This window comes from Curtobacterium sp. JUb34, from assembly GCF_003755065.1.
Taxonomy (GTDB): domain Bacteria; phylum Actinomycetota; class Actinomycetes; order Actinomycetales; family Microbacteriaceae; genus Curtobacterium.
In genome coordinates this window covers 435,234-452,756 of the sequence record NZ_RJVH01000003.1, presented here as the reverse complement: position 1 = coordinate 452,756, position 17,523 = coordinate 435,234, and the positions used below count along the sequence as shown (strand labels likewise).

14 protein-coding genes are annotated in these 17,523 nt (G+C 71.0%); 7 read left to right on the top strand and 7 right to left on the bottom strand.

Annotated features, from left to right (window positions below; genetic code table 11):
• Window positions 1–278: 278 nt before the first annotated feature.
• Both EDF63_RS13290 and EDF63_RS13285 read left to right on the top strand, forming a co-directional pair.
• Window positions 279–881 carry a vitamin K epoxide reductase family protein gene (locus tag EDF63_RS13290; RefSeq protein WP_260233111.1) on the top strand — a complete coding sequence of 201 codons (603 nt, stop codon included), beginning with the start codon at window positions 279–281 and terminating at the stop codon, window positions 879–881.
• A 133-nt stretch (window positions 882–1,014) separates the two neighbouring features.
• Window positions 1,015–1,866, top strand: a complete 852-nt coding sequence (locus EDF63_RS13285) for a thioredoxin domain-containing protein (protein ID WP_123313475.1) — start codon at window positions 1,015–1,017, stop codon at window positions 1,864–1,866.
• Between the two features lie 74 nt (window positions 1,867–1,940).
• On the opposite strand, the gene EDF63_RS13280 is transcribed toward EDF63_RS13285, so the two are convergent.
• Genes EDF63_RS13280 through ileS form a run of 5 tightly spaced genes read right to left on the bottom strand, consistent with a single transcriptional unit; the run spans window position 1,941 to window position 8,398 of the window.
• Window positions 1,941–2,789 carry a thioredoxin domain-containing protein gene (locus EDF63_RS13280; protein ID WP_123313474.1) on the bottom strand — a complete coding sequence of 283 codons (849 nt, stop codon included), beginning with the start codon at window positions 2,787–2,789 and terminating at the stop codon, window positions 1,941–1,943.
• Window positions 2,790–2,803: 14 nt separating this feature from the next.
• On the bottom strand, window positions 2,804–3,223 hold the full coding sequence (gene ndk, locus EDF63_RS13275) for a nucleoside-diphosphate kinase (RefSeq protein ID WP_111084529.1): 420 nt from the start codon (window positions 3,221–3,223) through the stop codon (window positions 2,804–2,806).
• Window positions 3,224–3,261: 38 nt separating this feature from the next.
• A complete protein-coding gene (locus tag EDF63_RS13270; protein WP_123313473.1) occupies window positions 3,262–3,678 on the bottom strand; it encodes a DUF4233 domain-containing protein in 417 nt (138 codons plus the stop codon).
• Window positions 3,675–5,132, bottom strand: coding sequence for a folylpolyglutamate synthase/dihydrofolate synthase family protein (locus EDF63_RS13265; protein WP_185021420.1), 1,458 nt, complete (start codon window positions 5,130–5,132; stop codon window positions 3,675–3,677). Before EDF63_RS13265 ends, EDF63_RS13270 begins: the two co-directional genes overlap by 4 nt.
• Entirely contained in the window at window positions 5,129–8,398 is a 3,270-nt protein-coding gene (gene ileS, locus EDF63_RS13260) for an isoleucine--tRNA ligase (protein WP_123313472.1), read from the bottom strand. Before ileS ends, EDF63_RS13265 begins: the two co-directional genes overlap by 4 nt.
• Window positions 8,399–8,647: 249 nt before the next feature.
• On the opposite strand from ileS, the gene EDF63_RS13255 reads away from it, so the two are divergent.
• On the top strand, window positions 8,648–9,682 hold the full coding sequence (locus tag EDF63_RS13255; RefSeq protein WP_123313471.1) for a cation diffusion facilitator family transporter: 1,035 nt from the start codon (window positions 8,648–8,650) through the stop codon (window positions 9,680–9,682).
• A gap of 11 nt (window positions 9,683–9,693) precedes the next feature.
• On the opposite strand, the gene EDF63_RS13250 is transcribed toward EDF63_RS13255, so the two are convergent.
• Window positions 9,694–10,293: a TetR family transcriptional regulator gene (locus EDF63_RS13250; RefSeq protein ID WP_123313470.1), complete on the bottom strand. Its 600-nt coding sequence runs from the start codon at window positions 10,291–10,293 to the stop codon at window positions 9,694–9,696.
• 32 nt (window positions 10,294–10,325) lie between these two features.
• Between EDF63_RS13250 and EDF63_RS13245 the strand changes: the two genes are divergently transcribed.
• From EDF63_RS13245 to EDF63_RS13230, 4 genes are read left to right on the top strand one after another with little or no spacing between them, the layout of a single operon-like run.
• The gene (locus tag EDF63_RS13245; protein ID WP_123313469.1) at window positions 10,326–11,945 is read left to right on the top strand and encodes an ABC transporter substrate-binding protein; all 1,620 of its coding nucleotides are present in this window, start codon (window positions 10,326–10,328) and stop codon (window positions 11,943–11,945) included.
• Window positions 11,946–11,950: 5 nt separating this feature from the next.
• Window positions 11,951–12,958, top strand: coding sequence for an ABC transporter permease (locus EDF63_RS13240; RefSeq protein WP_123313468.1), 1,008 nt, complete (start codon window positions 11,951–11,953; stop codon window positions 12,956–12,958).
• Window positions 12,955–13,854 (top strand): ABC transporter permease, encoded by a 900-nt coding sequence (locus EDF63_RS13235; protein ID WP_123313467.1) that lies wholly within the window; start codon window positions 12,955–12,957, stop codon window positions 13,852–13,854. The genes EDF63_RS13240 and EDF63_RS13235 overlap by 4 nt, the downstream gene beginning before the upstream one ends.
• Window positions 13,851–15,581, top strand: coding sequence for an ABC transporter ATP-binding protein (locus EDF63_RS13230; RefSeq protein ID WP_123313466.1), 1,731 nt, complete (start codon window positions 13,851–13,853; stop codon window positions 15,579–15,581). Before EDF63_RS13235 ends, EDF63_RS13230 begins: the two co-directional genes overlap by 4 nt.
• A 102-nt stretch (window positions 15,582–15,683) precedes the next feature.
• Here the strand turns inward: EDF63_RS13230 and proP are convergent, their stop codons facing one another.
• Window positions 15,684–17,270: a glycine betaine/L-proline transporter ProP gene (gene proP, locus EDF63_RS13225; protein WP_260233110.1), complete on the bottom strand. Its 1,587-nt coding sequence runs from the start codon at window positions 17,268–17,270 to the stop codon at window positions 15,684–15,686.
• Between the last annotated feature and the right edge of the window lie 253 nt (window positions 17,271–17,523).

Sequence of the window (17,523 nt, the reverse complement as noted above, 5' to 3'; positions counted from 1 at the left end):
GTCGACGCCCCGCGCTCGCTGTCTTCGTGACCGGTCTGCGTCAACTTCTCGTTGCGTCCGCGGCCGTTCCGGTCCGGGCACCCGGCCCGGGTCGGCTCGGCGTCGGAGTGACGCTGTCCCGACCACGGTGCGCTCTCACCGCACCTGATCGTCCGGACACTGCCCCGTGGGGCACCGCCCGGAAAGCTCTCTTCGGTCTGCGGTTGCCCGCACGACCTCCGGCCAGTATCGCACGCCGCTCCCGGAAAGGACCGGAACCCGCGTGCGATGATGACGGCGTGAGCACGTCAGCGCCTGCCCCCCGTCGTCCGGTCGCGATGGCCGTCTTCCTCTTGATCACCGGGTTCGTCGGCCTCTTCGGGTCGTTCTCCCTGGTGCTCGACGAGTTCAAGAAGTACGCAGACCCGGACACCGTGCTGTCGTGCGACGTGAACCCGTTCATCAGCTGCTCGGACGTCATGGCCAGTTGGCAGGGCCACCTGTTCGGGTTCCCGAACCCGCTGCTCGGCGTGATGGGCTTCGTCGCGCCGATCGCCGTCGCCGTGCTGATGCTCGCGGGCTTCCGGAACGGTTCGCGGTGGTTCTGGATCGCGTTCAACGCCGGCGTGTTCCTGGCGTGGGTCTTCGTGACGTGGCTCTTCACCCAGACCGTGTGGTTCATCGGCGCGCTCTGCCCCTGGTGCATGCTCGTGTGGTCGATGACGATCCCGATGTTCTGGGTGTTCACGATCTGGAACGCCGCGCAGGGTCGCTTCGGTGCGAAGACCCAGCGCGTCGGCCGGGTGCTGCTCCCCTTCTGCTGGGCGTTCCCGCTGGCGAACTACCTGTTCATCATCGTGACGATCATCATCAAGTTCCCGACCATCCTCACGGTCTTCTGATCCACTGCTGGACGTTCCCGATGCGGCGACGATGACGCATCGATGACGTGTCGATGACGCGTCACCGAATTCCTGGGCGCTTCCCAGGCAGGACGCCCGATCGGCGTCCGGGCAGCACCTACGCTCGATCTCGATGAGCGAGAACGAGAGCAAGAAGGTCCGTCGCGACGCCGCCCGAGAGCGCGCGCGCGAAGCCCGGGTGAAGGAACAGGCGCGACGTCGCCGCAACAGGACGCTCGGCATCAGCGGCATCATCGTCGGCAGCCTGGCGGTCGTCGCCGTGGTCGTCCTGGTGATCGCGAACTCGGTGCAACCCGCCGGGCCGGGGCCGCGCAACATGGCGAGCGACGGCATCCTGTTCACCGGCCAGAGCGGCAAGATCGTGCCCGTCGAGACGAAGGCGACGCCCGACGGCGGGACCCCGACGGCGACGAAGCAGGACGACTCGGTGGCGAACATCACCGTGTACTCGGACTACATGTGCCCGTACTGCAACCAGTTCGAGACGGCGCAGATGGACCAGATCCAGCAATGGGTCGAGGACGGCTCGGCGACCCTTGAACTGCACCCGTTCAACCTGCTCGACCGGGTGTCCCTCGGGTCGAAGTACTCGACGCGCTCCGCGGCAGCAGCCGCCTGTGTCGCGAACGACGACCCGGACGCCTTCCTGGCCTACAACACGGCGCTCTACGAGAACCAGCCGTCCGAGAGCACCAAGGGGCTCACGAACGACGAGCTGGCGTCCCTGGCGAAGAAGGCCGGCGCGACGAGCAGCAAGGTCGCCTCGTGCATCACCGGGCAGCACTTCGCCGGGTGGGTCGCCGACGCCACGAACCGGGTGATGAACGACCCGATCCCGAACTCGTCGCTCGACAAGGTGACGAGCACCCCCACGATCATCGTGAACGGGAAGCAGTTCACCGGCTCCCTGACCGACACCGACGCCTTCGCGTCCTTCGTCGAGCAGAACGGTGGCGCCGCCTGACCCGAAGGCGCCCGACTCGAGCGAAGGCCCCCGCTTCCGGATGGAAGCGGGGGCCTTCGCTCGTGCGGGTGGCGCTACTTCGCCGCGTCGTCGATCGCGGTGATGACCGTGCTGAGGTTGTCCAGGCGCTTGCCGTTCACGACCACGGTCGGCGTGCCGAAGCCCTGCGGGCCCTGCAGTGCCTCGTCCGCGGTGACGAGCTTCGTGGACTTGGTCACCCAGCCCTTGAACTGCTCGGTCGACAGGCACTCGGAGACGTTCGACCCGGTGGCGCCCCCGGCCTTGACGAGCTTCGCGATCTCGGCGTTCGTCAGGCCCGAGGTGCCCTCGGTGGGCTGGTTGTCGAAGAACTGCGTCTGGACGTCCAGGAACTTGTCCGGCGCGTAGTTCGCGACGCACATCGCGGCGTTCGCGGCCCGGCTGGCGTAGCGCGAGCTCTGGTAGCTGCGGTCGAGGATCGACACCGGCTGGATGGCCAGCGTCGCGTCGCCCGACTTCACCTTGTCCAGGATCTGGTCGGCGTAGGCGGCCTCGAACTGCTTGCAGACCGGGCAGGCCCAGTCGACGTACTCGGTGACCGCCACGGCGCCGTCGGTGTTCGACGTCGGGACCGCCGACGGGGTGCCCTTGGCGGTGACGGCCTTCGTGGTCACCGGGGTGACCTCGCCGCCCTCGCCGGTGAACTGGATCGCACCGGTGGCCATGTTCTTCGGCCCGGCAGCGGAGACGGCGGGCGCGTTGTTCACGTTCACCACGACGAGCGTGATGATCGCGGCGATCGCGATGATCCCCAGGCCGATGCCGCCCTGCAGGAACCACTTGTTGCGGCGCTTGCGGCGCTTCTCGGCGTCGGCGCGCTGTCGCGAGACCTCGCGCGCGTGCTGACGACGTTCGTTCTTGGTGGGTCGGTCGTTGTTCGTCATGCTCTCCCCGTCGCTCAGGCGAACCAGAGCGCGAGCTCGCGCGCCGACGACTCGGTGCTGTCGGATCCGTGCACCAGGTTCTGCTGCACCTTGAGACCCCAGTCGCGACCGAGGTCGCCACGGATGGTCCCGGGTGCGGCGCTGGTCGGGTCGGTGGTGCCGGCGAGCGACCGGAAGCCGGCGATCACGCCGTTGCCGGCGACGCGCACGGCGACGACCGGACCGGACTGCATGAACTCGACGAGCGGCTCGAAGAACGGCTTGCCCTGGTGCTCCTCGTAGTGCGCGTCCAGCAGGTCGCGCGGCGCGGTGAGCATCTTCAGGTCGACGATCTCGTAGCCCTTCGACTCGATGCGGCGGAGGATCTCACCGGTGAGCTGGCGGGCGACGCCGTCGGGCTTGACGAGGACGAGGGTCTCTTCGAGGTCGGACACGCAGTACTCCTAGTGTGTTCGCGGGATCGGAGGGGTGGTCAGTCCTCGCCCATGGCGGCCCGGCGCGCGGCGTTCTGACGGTCGAGCTGACCGCCCTTGACGAAGCAGAAGACCCACAGCGCCAGGAACACCACGGCGACCGCGAACATGAACGGTTCGATGAACCCGGTGGCGAGGATGGCCGCCTGCAGCAGCCACCCGAACCATACACCGGCGGGGTTGCCGGTCAGGCGTGAGGCCAGTGCCAGCACGACCATCGCACCGATGCCGCCGCCGAACGCCAGGGCCGGCGGCAGGGTCCCCTTGCCGAACACGACGAGCATCGGGAAGAAGAACATGATCGCCTCGAGCACGAGCGCGATCGACAGCAGGCTCTCCTGTGCCCCGCGGTCGCGTCGCGGCTTCCGGGTGCGCGGTGGACGCCCCGGCCGGGAGGCACGTGGTGCGTCCGTCACTTCGTCTCGCCTTCCCGGTGGACCAGGTCCATGACCGCACCCACCATCACGATGGAGCCCGCGACGAGCACGAGGGCGTCCTCGGCGTCCGCCTCGTCCGCCAGGTCGCGTGCCTGCTGCAGCGCGGCGGCCAGCGACGGCTCGACGACGACACGGTCCGCGCCGACCTCGTCCACGACGACCTTCGCGAAGGCGTCCGCGTCGAGCGCACGATCCCCCGGCGGCTGCGTGACGACGAAGGTCTCGACGGTGCCCTTCAGCGCGCGGACGAACCCGCGGGCGTCCTTGTCGCCGAGGATCCCCACGACGCCGACGACGTGCTCGGACGGGAACGCCACCGGCAGGGCCTCGGCCAGGGCCTTGGCGCCGTGCGGGTTGTGCGCCGCGTCGACCACCACGGTCGGCTCGGTGGCGATCGGCTGCAGGCGGCCGGGGCTCGTGGCGCCGGCGAGGCCCTCGGACAGGACGTCCTCGTCGAGCGCCTGGGTGCCCCGACCGAGGAACGACTCGACCGCGGCGATCGCGACGGCCGCGTTGTGCGCCTGGTGCCGGCCGAACAGCGGCAGGAACAGGTCGTCGTAGCGGCCGGCGATCCCCTGCACGGTGATGAGCTGACCGCCCACGGCCGGGGTGACGTCGACCACCGAGAAACCCGTGCCCTCGACGGCCAGGGTCGACTCGGTCAGCTCGGCGGCCCGCTCGAGTTCCACGAGGGCCTCGGGGACCTGCTCGCTCGACACCACGGCGGACGACGGCTTGATGATCCCGGACTTGGTGCGGGCGATCTCCGCCACGGTGCTGCCGAGCTGCTTCGCGTGGTCGATGGCGATCGGGGTGAACACCGCGACCTGGCTCTGCACGACGTTCGTGGAGTCCCACTCGCCGCCCATGCCGACCTCGATCACGGCGACGTCGACCGGCGCCTCGGCGAAGCAGGCCAGGGCCAGCACGGTCAGTGCCTCGAAGAAGGTGAGCGGGAACTCGCCCCTGTCGGTGAGCTCCTGGTCGGTCAGCTCGAGGACGGGGGCGATGTCGTCCCAGTTCTCGACGAACCGCTCGGCGGCGATCGGCTGGCCGTCGATGACGATGCGCTCCCGGATCGACACCAGGTGCGGGCTCGTCATCAGGCCGGTGCGCAGACCGTGCGCACGGACGATGCTCTCGGTCGTCCGAGCCGTCGAGGTCTTGCCGTTCGTGCCGGTGATGTGGATCACCGGGTACGCCAGGTGCGGATCGCCGAGCAGCTCGACGGCGCGACGGGTCGCGGTCAGGCGGTGCTCGGGCGACTGCTCGCCGATCCGGGCGTACAGGGCGGCCTCGACGCGCTTGACCTCGTCGTCGTCACCGCCGTACGGCACGGCCTCGAGCGGGGTGTCACCGGACGGACCCACCGGGATCCGGATGCCGTCCTCGTCGTGCTGGTCGTGCTCGTCGTACTGGTCGTCGTCGCTCATGCGCGTGACACCTCCACGGTCACCTTCGCGCCGTCACCGACATCGGTGGTGGCGCCTGCCCCGAGGGGCACGATCTCGACGCTCGTCGCCAGGGTCTCCCCCGCGATGAGCTGCTGGTGGGTGCGCACCGACGCGTCGGCGGCCTCGTCGACCCCGAGGGTGAGGACGATGCGGTCGCTGACGTCCAGGTCGGCGTCGCGTCGGGCCTGCTGGACGGCGCGGACGACGTCGCGGGCGAGCCCCTCGGCCTCGAGCTCGGGCGTGGTCACGGTGTCGAGCACCACGAAACCGCCCTCGTCGAGGAACGCCACGGCGACCGACGGGTCGGCGACGGTGAGGTCGAGCGTGTACTCGCCCTCGACCAGGTCGACACCGCCGACGGTGACGCCGGACTCGGTCGCGGTCCAGTCGCCCTTCTTGGCGGCCGGGATCACCTGCTGCACCTGCTTGCCGATCCGGGGACCGGCGACACGGGCGTTGACGGTGAGCTTCCGCTCGATGCCGTACTGCGCCAGGGATTCCTCGGCCTGAGCCTCGAGCACGACCCGCTTGACGTTCAGCTCGTCGCGCAGGATGTCGGCGAACGGTTCGACCGCCGCCGGGTCCGGCACCACGAGGGTGAGCGTGGCGAGCGGCAGCCGGACGCGCTTGCCGGTCGCCTTGCGGAGCGCGAGGCCCTTCGAGGCGACGTCGCGCACGCGGTCCATCGCCGCGACGAGGGCGTCGTCGGCGGGGAACTCGGCCGCGTCCGGGAAGTCCGTCAGGTGCACGCTCCGACCGCCGGTCAGGCCCTTCCAGATCTCCTCGGTGACGAGCGGGGCGAGCGGGGCCGCCACACGGGTCAGGGTCTCGAGCACGGTGTACAGCGTGTCGAACGCGGCACGGGCGTCGTCCGCTGCCACGCCGTCGGCTCCGGTCCAGAACTTGTCGCGCGACCGGCGGACGTACCAGTTCGTCAGCACGTCGGCGAAGTCGCGGACGGCCTGGGCCGCGAGCGGGGTGTCGAGCGCGTCGAGGTGCTGCTGCACGTCGGACACCAGCACCCGGGTCTTCGCGAGCAGGTAGCGGTCGAGCACGTCGGTGCTGTCCGTGCGGCGGGTGGCCTGGTAGCCGTCCGGCCCGGAGGCGTTCGCGTACAGGGTGAAGAAGTAGTACGTCGACCACAGCGGGAGCATGAACTCGCGGACGCCCTGGCGGATGCCTTCCTCGGTGACGACGAGGTTGCCGCCGCGGATCACCGACGAGGACATCAGGAACCAGCGCATGGCATCCGCACCGTCGCGGTCGAACACCTCGGAGACGTCCGGGTAGTTCCGCAGCGACTTCGACATCTTCTGGCCGTCCGAGCCGAGGACGATGCCGTGGCTGATGACGTTCTTGAAGGCCGGCCGGTCGAACAGCGCCGTGGACAGCACGTGCATGACGTAGAACCAGCCACGGGTCTGCCCGATGTACTCGACGATGAAGTCGGCGGGGTTGTGCGACTCGAACCACTCGCGGTTCTCGAACGGGTAGTGCACCTGGGCGTACGGCATCGACCCGGAGTCGAACCAGACGTCGAACACGTCGGTGATCCGGCGCATCGTCGAGTTCCCCGTGGGGTCGTCGGGGTTCGGACGGGTCAGGTCGTCGATGAACGGGCGGTGCAGGTCGACCTCGCCGTCGGCGTTCAGCGGCAGGCGACCGAAGTCGCGTTCGATGTCGGCGAGCGAGCCGTACACGTCGGTGCGCGGGTACTCGGGGTCGTCCGACTGCCACACCGGGATCGGCGTACCGAAGTAGCGGTTGCGCGAGACCGACCAGTCGATGGCGTTGCCGACCCACTTGCCGAACTGGCCGTCCTTGACGTTGTCCGGCACCCAGTTGATGTCCTGGTTCAGCTGGCCCATGCGGTCACGGAGCTCCGTGACCCGGACGAACCACGACGACACGGCCTTGTAGATGAGGGGCTTCCGGCAGCGCCAGCAGTGCGGGTAGCTGTGCTCGTAGGACGCCTGGCGGAGCAGGCGCCCGGCGTCGCGCACGGCCTTGGTGAGCGGCTTGTTCGCGTCGGACCAGAGCATGCCGGCGACCTCGCCGAACTGCGAGGTGAACACACCGCCCTCGTCCAGCGACAGCACGACGGGGATGCCGGCTGCGGCGCAGACCTCCTGGTCGTCGGCGCCGTAGGCCGGGGCCTGGTGCACGATGCCGGTGCCCTCGCCGGTCTCGACGTAGTCGGCGACCAGGATGCGCCAGGCGTGCTCCATGCCCTCGGCATCGGCCAGGAAGTCGAACAGGCGCTCGTACTCCACGCCGTCGAGCTCCGCGCCCGTCAGGGTGCGGACGACCGCGGCAGCGGCGTCCTCGGCACTCTCGTAGCCGAGGTCCTTCGCGTAGGCGGCCACGGTGTCCGAAGCCAGCAGGTAGTGGACGGAACCGGCGTCGGCACCGTCAGCCGCGCCTCCCGGCCCCGCAGGGAGCACCACGTACGAGACCGCAGGCCCGACGGCCAACGCGGCGTTCGTCGGCAGCGTCCAGGGGGTCGTCGTCCAGGCGAGCGCGCGGACACCGGTCAGGTCGAGCGCGGCAGCGCGGTCGCCGTGCAGCGGGAAGGAGACCGTGACGGACTGGTCCTGGCGCATCTTGTAGACGTCGTCGTCCATGCGCAGCTCGTGGTTCGACAGCGGCGTCTGGTCGTTCCAGCAGTACGGCAGGACCCGGAAGCCCTCGTACGCCAGGCCCTTGTCCCAGAGCTGCTTCCACGCCCACAGCACGCTCTCCATGAACGTGGTGTCGAGCGTCTTGTAGTCGTCCTCGAAGTCGACCCAGCGCGCCTGGCGGGTGACGTACTGCTGCCACTCGTCGGTGTACTGCAGGACGGACTTCTTGGCGGCGGCGTTGAACACGTCGATGCCCATGGCGTCGATCTCGTGCTTCTCGGTGATGCCGAGCTGGCGCATCGCCTCGAGCTCGGCGGGCAGGCCGTGGGTGTCCCAGCCGAAGCGGCGGTGCACCTGCTTGCCGCGCATGGTCTGGTAGCGCGGGAAGACGTCCTTCGCGTACCCGGTCAGCAGGTGGCCGTAGTGCGGCAGGCCGTTCGCGAACGGGGGGCCGTCGTAGAAGGTCCACTCGTCGCACCCCTGGCGCTGGTCGATGGACGCCTGGAACGTGTCGTCGCCCTTCCAGAAGGCGAGGATCCCCCGCTCGACGGCGGGGAAGGACGGCGAGGGGACGACGCCTGCGGCGCCGTCGTGCTCGTCGGGACGGTTCAAGGGGTAGCGCACCGCGGGGCTCCTGTGGGTTGCCGGTTCTCGGACCACGAGGACGGAGCGGACTCCGCGGTACCACCTCGCTTGCCGCGGCGCGCTGTTCGGCGCGTCACGACCGCTCGTGTTCGGGTTCGGCGCGGCCCGGTCCGCCCGGTTCTACTGACGAGCCGCTCGCGCGGACCGCGTTCTTCCGGGAGCTCCCCGGTGATGGCCGGATCGACGCTCGTGTGACACGAGTTTAGCGGACCGGAGCATGCTGGAGGGATGCCCGACGACTCTGCCTCCGGCGAACGCCCGGAGTCCTCCCTCACCGTCATCATCGCCTTCGGCGCGAACCTGCTCGTGGCGATCGCGAAGACCATCGCGTCGCTCCTCTCGGGCTCGGCATCGATGGTGGCCGAGGCGGCACACTCGTGGGCGGACACCGGCAACGAGGTCTTCCTGCTCGTCGCCGAACGACGGGGCGCGCGGAAGCGCGTCACCGCACACCCGCTCGGCTACGGGCGCGAGACGTACATCTGGTCGATGTTCGCCGCGTTCGGCCTGTTCACCGCCGGCGCCATCGTGTCGATCTACCACGGCATCTCGGAGCTCAGGGACACCGGCCCGGCCGAGGACGTCCTGCTCAACTACATCGTGCTGGCGCTGTCCTTCTGCCTCGAGGGCACGAGCTTCCTGCAGGCGTACCGCCAGGCGCACGGTGCCGCGACGAAGCGCAAGGTGCCGGTGCTGCGCCACGTGCTGCAGTCCTCGAACCCGACGCTGCGAGCCGTGTTCGCCGAGGACGCCGCCGCGCTCATCGGCCTCGTCGTCGCGTTCCTCGGGGTGTTCCTGCACCAGGTCACCGGCCTGGCGGTCTTCGACGCGATCGGGTCCATCGCGATCGGCGTGCTGCTCGGGGTCGTGGCGATCGTCCTCATCGACCGCAACCGCCGCTTCCTGCTCGGCGAGAGCACGTCGCCGGAGCTCGAGAACGCCGTGCTCGTCGAGCTGCTCGGCCGCTCGCAGGTCGAACGCGTCACCTACCTGCACCTGGAGTTCGTCGGACCGTCGCGGGTGTACCTCGTCGCCGCCGTCGACCTGACGGGCAACGAGAACGAGGAGCACGTCGCGGTGCGGTTGCGCGACGTCGAGAAGTCGCTCGAGGACAGCCCCTACATCGAGGAAGCCGTCCTCACCCTGAGCTACCCGGGTGACGAGTCCCTGGTGCCGACCGACGACGACGTGCCCGAGGTCGTGCGCGACGGGACGGCCTCGGACGTGGCGTCCGGCGGCGCGGGGACCCTGCGCACGGAGTGAGCGTCCGCGCGTCAGCGCACGTCGAGGCCCGCGACCACCGGCGTCAGCGCTGCGGCGACGTACTCGACGAGCGGCCGGCGCGCCACCCCGTCGGCGACCCACACCCCGAACGCCGCCGCGGCGGCACCGAGCATCGCGCCCGACACGGTCTGCGGCCAGAGCGACCCCGGCTGCTCCCCCGTGCGCCCCGCCACGAAGGCGGCGACGGCCCCGTGCTGCGCCATCACCCGGACGGCGACGCCGGCGACGAGCTCGGATCCGATGCCCATCACCTCGGCCTGCGCGACCGCCCACGGCACCCGCTCGGGGTCGTGGGCCCGGGCCGCAGCGAGCAGGGCCTGCTCCACCGCACGCACCGCACTCGCCTCGGTCGAGGACGCCAGGTACCCGGGCAGCCCCGCCACTGCGGCGTCGAGCTCGAGCCACATGACGTCGGACTTCGCCGTGAAGTAGTTGAAGAACGTCGCTCGGCTGACCCCGGCACGCACGGCGATCTGGTCGACCGTGGTGCGTCCGTACCCCTGCTCGAGGAACAGCTCGGCAGCGGCGTCCGCGAGGACCTCGGCGCTCGAGCGTCGGGGCCGCCCACCGCGGCGGATCGGTTCGTCCATGGGCCCCAGTAAACCGCTAGACTCGTCCAGCCATGATCTTGGACTCAGTACAGAAAACCGTCGCCGCCGTCGCGAGCGCCACCGCCGTCGTCCTCGTCCTCGCCGCCTGCAGCGGCGCGGGGACGAGCACCACGAGCAGCAAGCCGGTGAGCGGCGGGACCCTGACGTACGCGTCCGGCGACGCCGAGCCCACCTGCCTCGACCCGCACGTCGGCGGCAACTACCCGCAGGCGCTCCTGGCGACGCAGTACATCGAGGAGCTCGTCGGGCTCGAGGACGGCGAGCCGACGCCCGAGCTCGCGACGAAGTGGACCACGAGCGACGACGGCAAGACCCTCACCTTCACGCTGCGCGACGACGTCACCTTCACCGACGGCACCCCGTTCGACGCCGCCGCCGTCGTGGCGAACATCGAGCACGTGCAGGACCCGGCCACCGCGTCGAGCACCGGTTACCTCGCGCTGCAGTCCATCACGAAGGCGACCGCCACCGACGACCACACCGTGACGCTCTCGCTGAGCCGTCCGGACAGCGCGCTGCTCGAGTCGTTCTCGCAGCCCTGGGTCGGCATGGAGTCCCCGAAGGCACTCGAGCGCAAGCAGGCGACGAACTGCGAGTCCCCCGTCGGCACCGGGCCCTTCGAAGTGACCGGCTGGAAGCACGGCGACCGCGTCACCCTGACGAAGAACACCGACTACTGGGGGAAGACGAAGCCGCGCCTGTCCGGCATCACGTGGCGGTTCCTGCCCGACTCCACCTCGCGCTACGCCGCGCTGCAGTCCGGCCAGGTCGACGTCATCGACAACGCGCAGCCCGACCAGCTCAAGGCCGCGTCGGCGAAGGGCGCGATCCGTGACCTCGACGCCCCACGCCCCGGCGCCTCGAACCGTCTCGAGCTGAACTCCGGGCACGGGGTGTTCCGCGACGAGGCCGTGCGCCAGGCCTTCATCGCCGGCGCGGAGATCGACCCGGGCCTGCAGTCGCTGTTCCTCGGTACCGCGAAGCGCTCGTACTCGGTGCTCTCGAGCGCCGAGCCCCTGGCGTACTCGGAGAAGAGCCGGTTCGACTACTCCCCCACCAAGGCGAAGCAGCTGCTCGACGACGCCGGCTGGACGGTCGGGTCGGACGGCATCCGGCAGAAGGACGGCCAGCAGCTCACCGTGACGTTCCCGGTGTCGACGAACCAGTCGGTGCCGGCCGAGCGCAGCCTGTTCCAGCAGATCCAGGCGTCCGAGAAGGCCGTCGGGTTCAAGGTCGTGCTGGACGAACTCGACCTGTCCAGCTGGTACGCGGCCCTCGCGGCGAACGAGTACGACGTGGTCAGCGCCCCGTACACGAAGGTCGGCCCCGACGTCCTGCGCATCCTGTACGACAGCGCGAGCATCGAGCCCGCGCCGTCCGGCTACTTCGCGAACCTGGCCCAGCTCGATGACCCCGCGCTCGACACCCTGCTCGAGCAGGCGGCCCGCACCTCGGACGCCGACGAGCGCGCCGACCTGTACGAGCAGGCCCAGAAGGCGATCCTCGCGAGCGACACCGTGCTCCCCCTGTACGACCAGCAGAACCACTTCCTGGTGCGCTCGGCCGTGCACGGCATCCAGACGACCTCCGTCTCGACGCCCTGGTTCGGCACCGCCTGGATCGACCGCTGACACGGATGCGATGGGTCTGGTGGGCCGTCCGGCGGCTCGCCGGGGGCGTCGGTGTGCTCTGGGCCGTCGCGACGATCGTCTTCGTCGCGGTCCGGCTCATCCCCGGCGACCCCGCACTCGCGATCCTTGGGGGTCCGGGTTCGCAGGCCTCCGCCGAGGCCGTCGCCCGGGTCCGCCACGAGTACGGCCTCGACCAGCCCGTGCTCGTGCAGTACGCGGTGTTCCTCGGTCGCCTCGCCACCCTGCAGCTCGGTGACTCCTACGCCTTCCGCACCCCCGTCGCCACCCTGCTCGGCCAGCAGCTCCCGGTCACGCTGACCCTGGCGGTGGCCGGGCTCGTCGTCGCGTGGGTCCTGGCGATCGTCGCGGCCTGGTGGTCGACGCAGCGCGGCCGGTTCGCGGCCGGACTGACGAGCGCACTGAGTGTCACCGCGAGCGTCATGCCGCACTTCTGGCTCGGCAGCGTGCTCATCGTGGTGTTCGCGAGCGCCCTCGGCTGGGTGCCCGCGGTGAGCGACGGCACGGCCCGCGGCTGGGTGCTCCCGGTGCTGACGGTGGCCGTCCCGGTCGCCGGGTACCTGGCCGAGACCGTCCGCGACGGGGTCGTCGACGCGCAACGGTCCGCCTTCGCGCTCGCCGCCCGTGGCCGTGGCGAGACCCGCCTCGGGCTGTTCTCCCGGCACCTGCTCCGCCACGCGGCGCTGCCCGGGATCGCCCTGTCCGCCTGGGCCTTCGGATCCCTGGTGTCCGGGGCCGTCGTCGTCGAGTCGGTGTTCGCGCTCCCGGGCATCGGCCGCGCCCTCGTGACCGCCGTCACGCAGCGGGACATGCCGCTCGTCGCCGGGATCGCGCTGGTGTCCGCAGCCGCGTACGTCGTGGTGCTGGCCGTCGCCGACCTGGTCGAGCGCGTCGTCGACCCGCGCACGTCGGCGGGCAGCAGTGCGCGGAACGGCGGCGCACGCGGCGGCACCGCGCGACGCCGTGGACCCGGCCGACCGGCGGACGCGCGGTGAGCGGGATCGCCGACCCGGGCCTCCAGACCGGAGCGCCCGGCCACCAGACCGCCGCCGGCGCCGAGCGCGTCCGTGGGGGGACGCTCGGCGTCGGCGGCACCGCCGCGGCGGTGGTCGTCCTCGTCGCCGTCGTGGCGGCCGCTTGGCCGGCGCTGCTCGGCGGCGGCGACCCGCTCGCGGTGCACCCCACGGACGCCCTGACCGCCCCGAGCGGCGCCCACCCGTTCGGCACCGACGAGTCCGGTCGCGACGTCCTGGCACGGGTGGTCGCGGGGACCCGCGCATCGCTCGTCGTGGGCGTCGCCGCGACCCTGATCGGGGGCGGAGCGGGCGTCCTGCTCGGCGTCGTCGCCGGGCTCGGTGCCGGGGCGGGCCGGTTCGGCCGCCTGCTCGACGCCGTGATCGGCCGCGTGACCGAGGTGGCGTTCGCCCTGCCGCTGCTGCTCGTCGCCCTGGTGGTCATCGCCGTCACCGGACCCGGCCCGGTCCCCGCCGTGCTCGCCGTCGGCTTCGCCACCGCCCCCGGCTACGCCCGCATCGTCCGTGGGCTGGTCCGTGCCGCCCGGTCGTCGCAGGTGGTCGAGACGGCCGTGCTGCAGGGCCGCTCCCCCGTCCGCATCGTGGTTCGGCACGTCCTGCCCACCGCACTCTGGCCCGTCGTCGCCGTCGCCACGCTCGGCGTCGGTCAGGCGATCGTCTGGGCCTCGGCACTGAGCTACCTCGGCGTCGGCACACCGCCCCCGGCTCCGGAGTGGGGCGCGATGCTCGCCGACGGCCGGACCTACCTGCAGACCGCGCCGTGGATGAGCACCTTCCCCGGACTCGCCATCGTGGTGCTCGCGACCGCCGTCACCGTGCTCGGTCGCGCGATCCGCCGAACAGGAGTCGTCCGATGACCACCGTCCTCGAGGTGCAGGGGCTGCACGTCGCCATCGCCGGCACGCCGATCGTGCACGACGTCACGCTGCGGGTGGACGCCGGCGAGTGTGTCGCGCTGGTCGGCGCATCCGGCTCCGGCAAGACCGTCACCGCGCGCGCCGCGCTCGGCCTGTCCGCGCCCGGCTCCGCCGTCCGCGCCGACGCCTTCACCGTCGCCGGCCTCGACGTCCGGGCGTTCTCCGACCGGCGGTGGCGCCAGGTGCGCGGGTCGCGGGTCGGCTACGTCGGCCAGGAGGCCCTGGGCGCGTTGGACCCGCTGCGACCGGTCGGGCGCGAGGTCGCCGACAGCCTCCGCCTGCACACCGAGATGGGTGCGGCCGAGCGCGTGGACGCCGTGCGCGATGCCCTGCGAGCGGTCGGCCTCGATCCGGACATCGCGACCGACGGCCGACTCGCCGGCACGCTGTCGGGCGGGATGCGGCAGCGGGCCCTCATCGCCGCGGCCACCATCGGGTCGCCCGCGCTCGTGGTCGCCGACGAGCCCACGACCGCCCTGGACGCCGGGGTCGCGGTCACCGTGATGGAACAACTGCGGGCGGCGCAGCAGCGCGGGGCGGGGCTGCTCGTGATCACGCACGACCTCGGGCTCGTCGCGGGGTGGGCCGACCGCGTGGCCGTCATGCACGAGGGGCGGATCGTCGAGCAGGGTCCGGTCGCCTCGGTGTTGCAGGACCCGCAGCACGCCGCGACGCAGGCCTTGGTGCGCGCTGCCTCGCACGGTGCCGATCTGGTCGATCGGTGCGAGGTTGATGGCTCCGTGCAGGCCTCTGACGACGCACGGAGCGGGCAACCTCGCACCGAGCGCACGTCCACGCACCGTGCGCCGATCGGCGACCGCGGCACCCAGCGCGCAACCTCGCACGGTGCGAGGGGCGTGCTCGTCGCCGAGGGCCTCGCGCGCGACTTCGGCGGCGTCCGCGCGGTCGACGACGTGTCGTTCGGACTCGACCGCGGACGGGTGCTCGGGGTGATCGGCGCCTCGGGCTCGGGCAAGACGACCCTCGCGCGCGTCCTGCTCGGGCTCGAGACAACCGACGGCGGCACCGTCGCACTCGACGGCGAACCGTGGGTACCGCTCCCCGAGCACGACCGACGCCCTCGGCGCCACCGCGTCTCGGCTGTCGTGCAGGACCCCGGTGCCACGTTCGACGAACGGTGGTCGGTCGAGCGGGTCCTCGCCGACGCGTTCTCGCGGGGCGACGCTCGACGTGCCCAGGGTCCGCTCGCCGCCCGGGTGGACGCAGCCCTGCGGCAGGTCGACCTCGACCCGGCGCTCCGACCGCGCTCCCCGCGCACGCTGTCCGGCGGGCAACGGCAGCGCCTGGCGATCGCCCGGGCGCTGGCGACCGACCCCGAGGTGATCGTCCTCGACGAGCCGGTGACCGCCCTCGACGCCACCGTGCAGGACGCCGTGCTCACCCTGCTCGAACGGCTCCGCGACGACACCGGGGTCGCGATGGTGTTCGTGTCGCACGACCTGCTGGCGGTCCGGCGGATGGCGGACGACGTGCTCGTCGTGCACGAGGGCGCGGTCGTCGAGCACGGCCCCGCCGCGACGGTGTTCGCGCGCCCGGCGCACCCGGTGACCGCGCACCTGCTGCACGCCGCGGAGCGGCTGGCAGCAGGCCCGAGTCTCGCGCAGGGCGACCCGACTCGGGCCGCAGGCCCCGAGTCGGGTCGCTGACGCCGAGTCTCGGGGCCGCACCACGGCCCTGGACGTGACCGGAGGCCCGGTGCGCGTCCGTGACGGACGTGCACCGGGCCTCCAGGGCGGGTCTGACCGGGGTCAGGAGTCCGCGGACTCCTTCTTCGGCGTGTCACCCGAGATGATCGGGATCTCACTCGTCGCGAACTCCTTCGCCCAGTCGGACTGCGCGAACTCCGAGTTCGGGTCGTTGTAGTCGTCGATCACGCCGGCGACCTCGTCCTCGGAACCGACCGTCGGACCGGAGCCCATGAGCGGCGTGGCCGCGGTCTCCTTCGTGAAGTACACCGCGACGAGTCCGATGACGGCGGCCAGCATCAGGTAGAAGGCCGGGATGTCCTCGGCCCAGCCGTAGCCGGCGTCCTTCGCGGCGTTGATGAGCGCGGACGTCGCGAGCGGGGTCGTCCCACCGAACAGCGACACGGACACGTTGAACGCGATGGCGAGGGCGCCGTAGCGGATGATCGTCGGGAACAGCGCGGGCAGCGTCGACGGCATGGTCGAGGTGAACGTGACGAGCACGACACCGAGGATCAGCAGGCCGGAGAACACCCCGACGCCCGTGCCGGTCTGGACGAGCTTGAGCGCCGGCCAGGACAGCAGGATGAAGCCGATGCAGCCGGCAGCGAGCACCGGACGACGGCCGAACTTGTCGGACAGCCGGCCACCGAACGTGATGACGACCATCATGAGCAGCATCACGACGACGATCAGGATGAGGCCGAACGTGGCGTTCTGGCCGAGGTTCTGCTCGAGGTAGGTCGGCATGTACGACAGCAGCATGTAGTCGGTCACGTTGAAGACCAGGACCAGGCCGATGCAGATGATGAGCGAGCGCCAGTTCTCGGCGAAGAGCTTGAGGAACGGCGTCTTCTGCCCCTCGCGCTCGGCGGCCTGCTCCTGCTGCTTCTGGAAGGCCGGCGTCTCCTCCAGCTTGAGGCGCAGGTAGAGCCCGATCAGACCGAGCGGGCCCGCGATGATGAACGGGATGCGCCAGCCCCAGCTGAGCAGGGCGTCCTCGGACAGGCCGAACTGCAGGCCGGTGACGATCGACGCACCGAGCACGTAGCCGGCGAGGGTGCCGAACTCGAGCCACGAACCCATGAACCCGCGGCGCTTGTCGGGCGAGTACTCGGCGATGAAGGTCGCGGCGCCGCCGTACTCACCACCGGTCGAGAAGCCCTGCACGAAGCGCGCCACGAGCAGCAGGACCGGAGCCCAGAAGCCGATCGAGTCGTACGACGGGATCAGGCCGATCATCAGCGTGCCGGCGGCCATCAGGATCATCGTCAGTGCGAGGACCTTCTGCCGACCGATCTTGTCGCCGATCGGGCCGAACACGGCGCCACCGATCGGTCGGACGATGAACGCCGCGGCGAAGAACCCGAAGGTCGCGACGATGTTCGCGGCCGGGTCGCCCTGCGGCAGGAAGACCTGCGAGATCGTCACGGTCAGGTACGCGAAGATGCCGAAGTCGAACCACTCCATCGCGTTGCCGAGGGCGGCGGCCGCCACGGCGCGCTTGAGCAGCGACTCCTCGACGACGGTGACGTCGTCCTTCGTGAGCTTGCGCCGAGCGCGCTTCGCAGCGCCCTTCGAGCGCAGCGGTCGGTCGCCGTGCGGCAACGGCCGATCGCCGTGCGGGTGGGGTGCGTCGTTCGGTGCCAAGTCGTTCCTCCGGTGTGCGGTGCGTCCTTCGGGCGTCCGGCGGACGGCAACGGTGCAGTTCCTGCGAACCCGCGCTCGCCGGACAAACTCCGACAGACTACCAGGTGTCCGGCGTGTCCGACAGGTCGGTGTGGTAGCCACCGCTCCGACCGCCCGCGAGCGGCGTCGGCCCCGCCCGCTACGATTGGGACACCTCGCATCGCGCAGGGACACTCAGGCACCTCATCACGGACTCGGTGCCGCACACACGCAC

Bases quoted from the DNA above. Each gene is read 5' to 3' on its own strand.
- EDF63_RS13285 (WP_123313475.1), top strand. From the start codon at position 1,015: ATGAGCGAGAACGAGAGCAAGAAGGTCCGTCGCGACGCCGCCCGAGAG.
- EDF63_RS13280 (WP_123313474.1), bottom strand. From the start codon at position 2,789: ATGACGAACAACGACCGACCCACCAAGAACGAACGTCGTCAGCACGCG.
- EDF63_RS13265 (WP_185021420.1), bottom strand. From the start codon at position 5,132: ATGAGCGACGACGACCAGTACGACGAGCACGACCAGCACGACGAGGAC.
- EDF63_RS13255 (WP_123313471.1), top strand. From the start codon at position 8,648: ATGCCCGACGACTCTGCCTCCGGCGAACGCCCGGAGTCCTCCCTCACC.
- EDF63_RS13250 (WP_123313470.1), bottom strand. From the start codon at position 10,293: ATGGACGAACCGATCCGCCGCGGTGGGCGGCCCCGACGCTCGAGCGCC.
- EDF63_RS13245 (WP_123313469.1), top strand. From the start codon at position 10,326: ATGATCTTGGACTCAGTACAGAAAACCGTCGCCGCCGTCGCGAGCGCC.
- EDF63_RS13240 (WP_123313468.1), top strand. From the start codon at position 11,951: ATGCGATGGGTCTGGTGGGCCGTCCGGCGGCTCGCCGGGGGCGTCGGT.
- EDF63_RS13230 (WP_123313466.1), top strand. From the start codon at position 13,851: ATGACCACCGTCCTCGAGGTGCAGGGGCTGCACGTCGCCATCGCCGGC.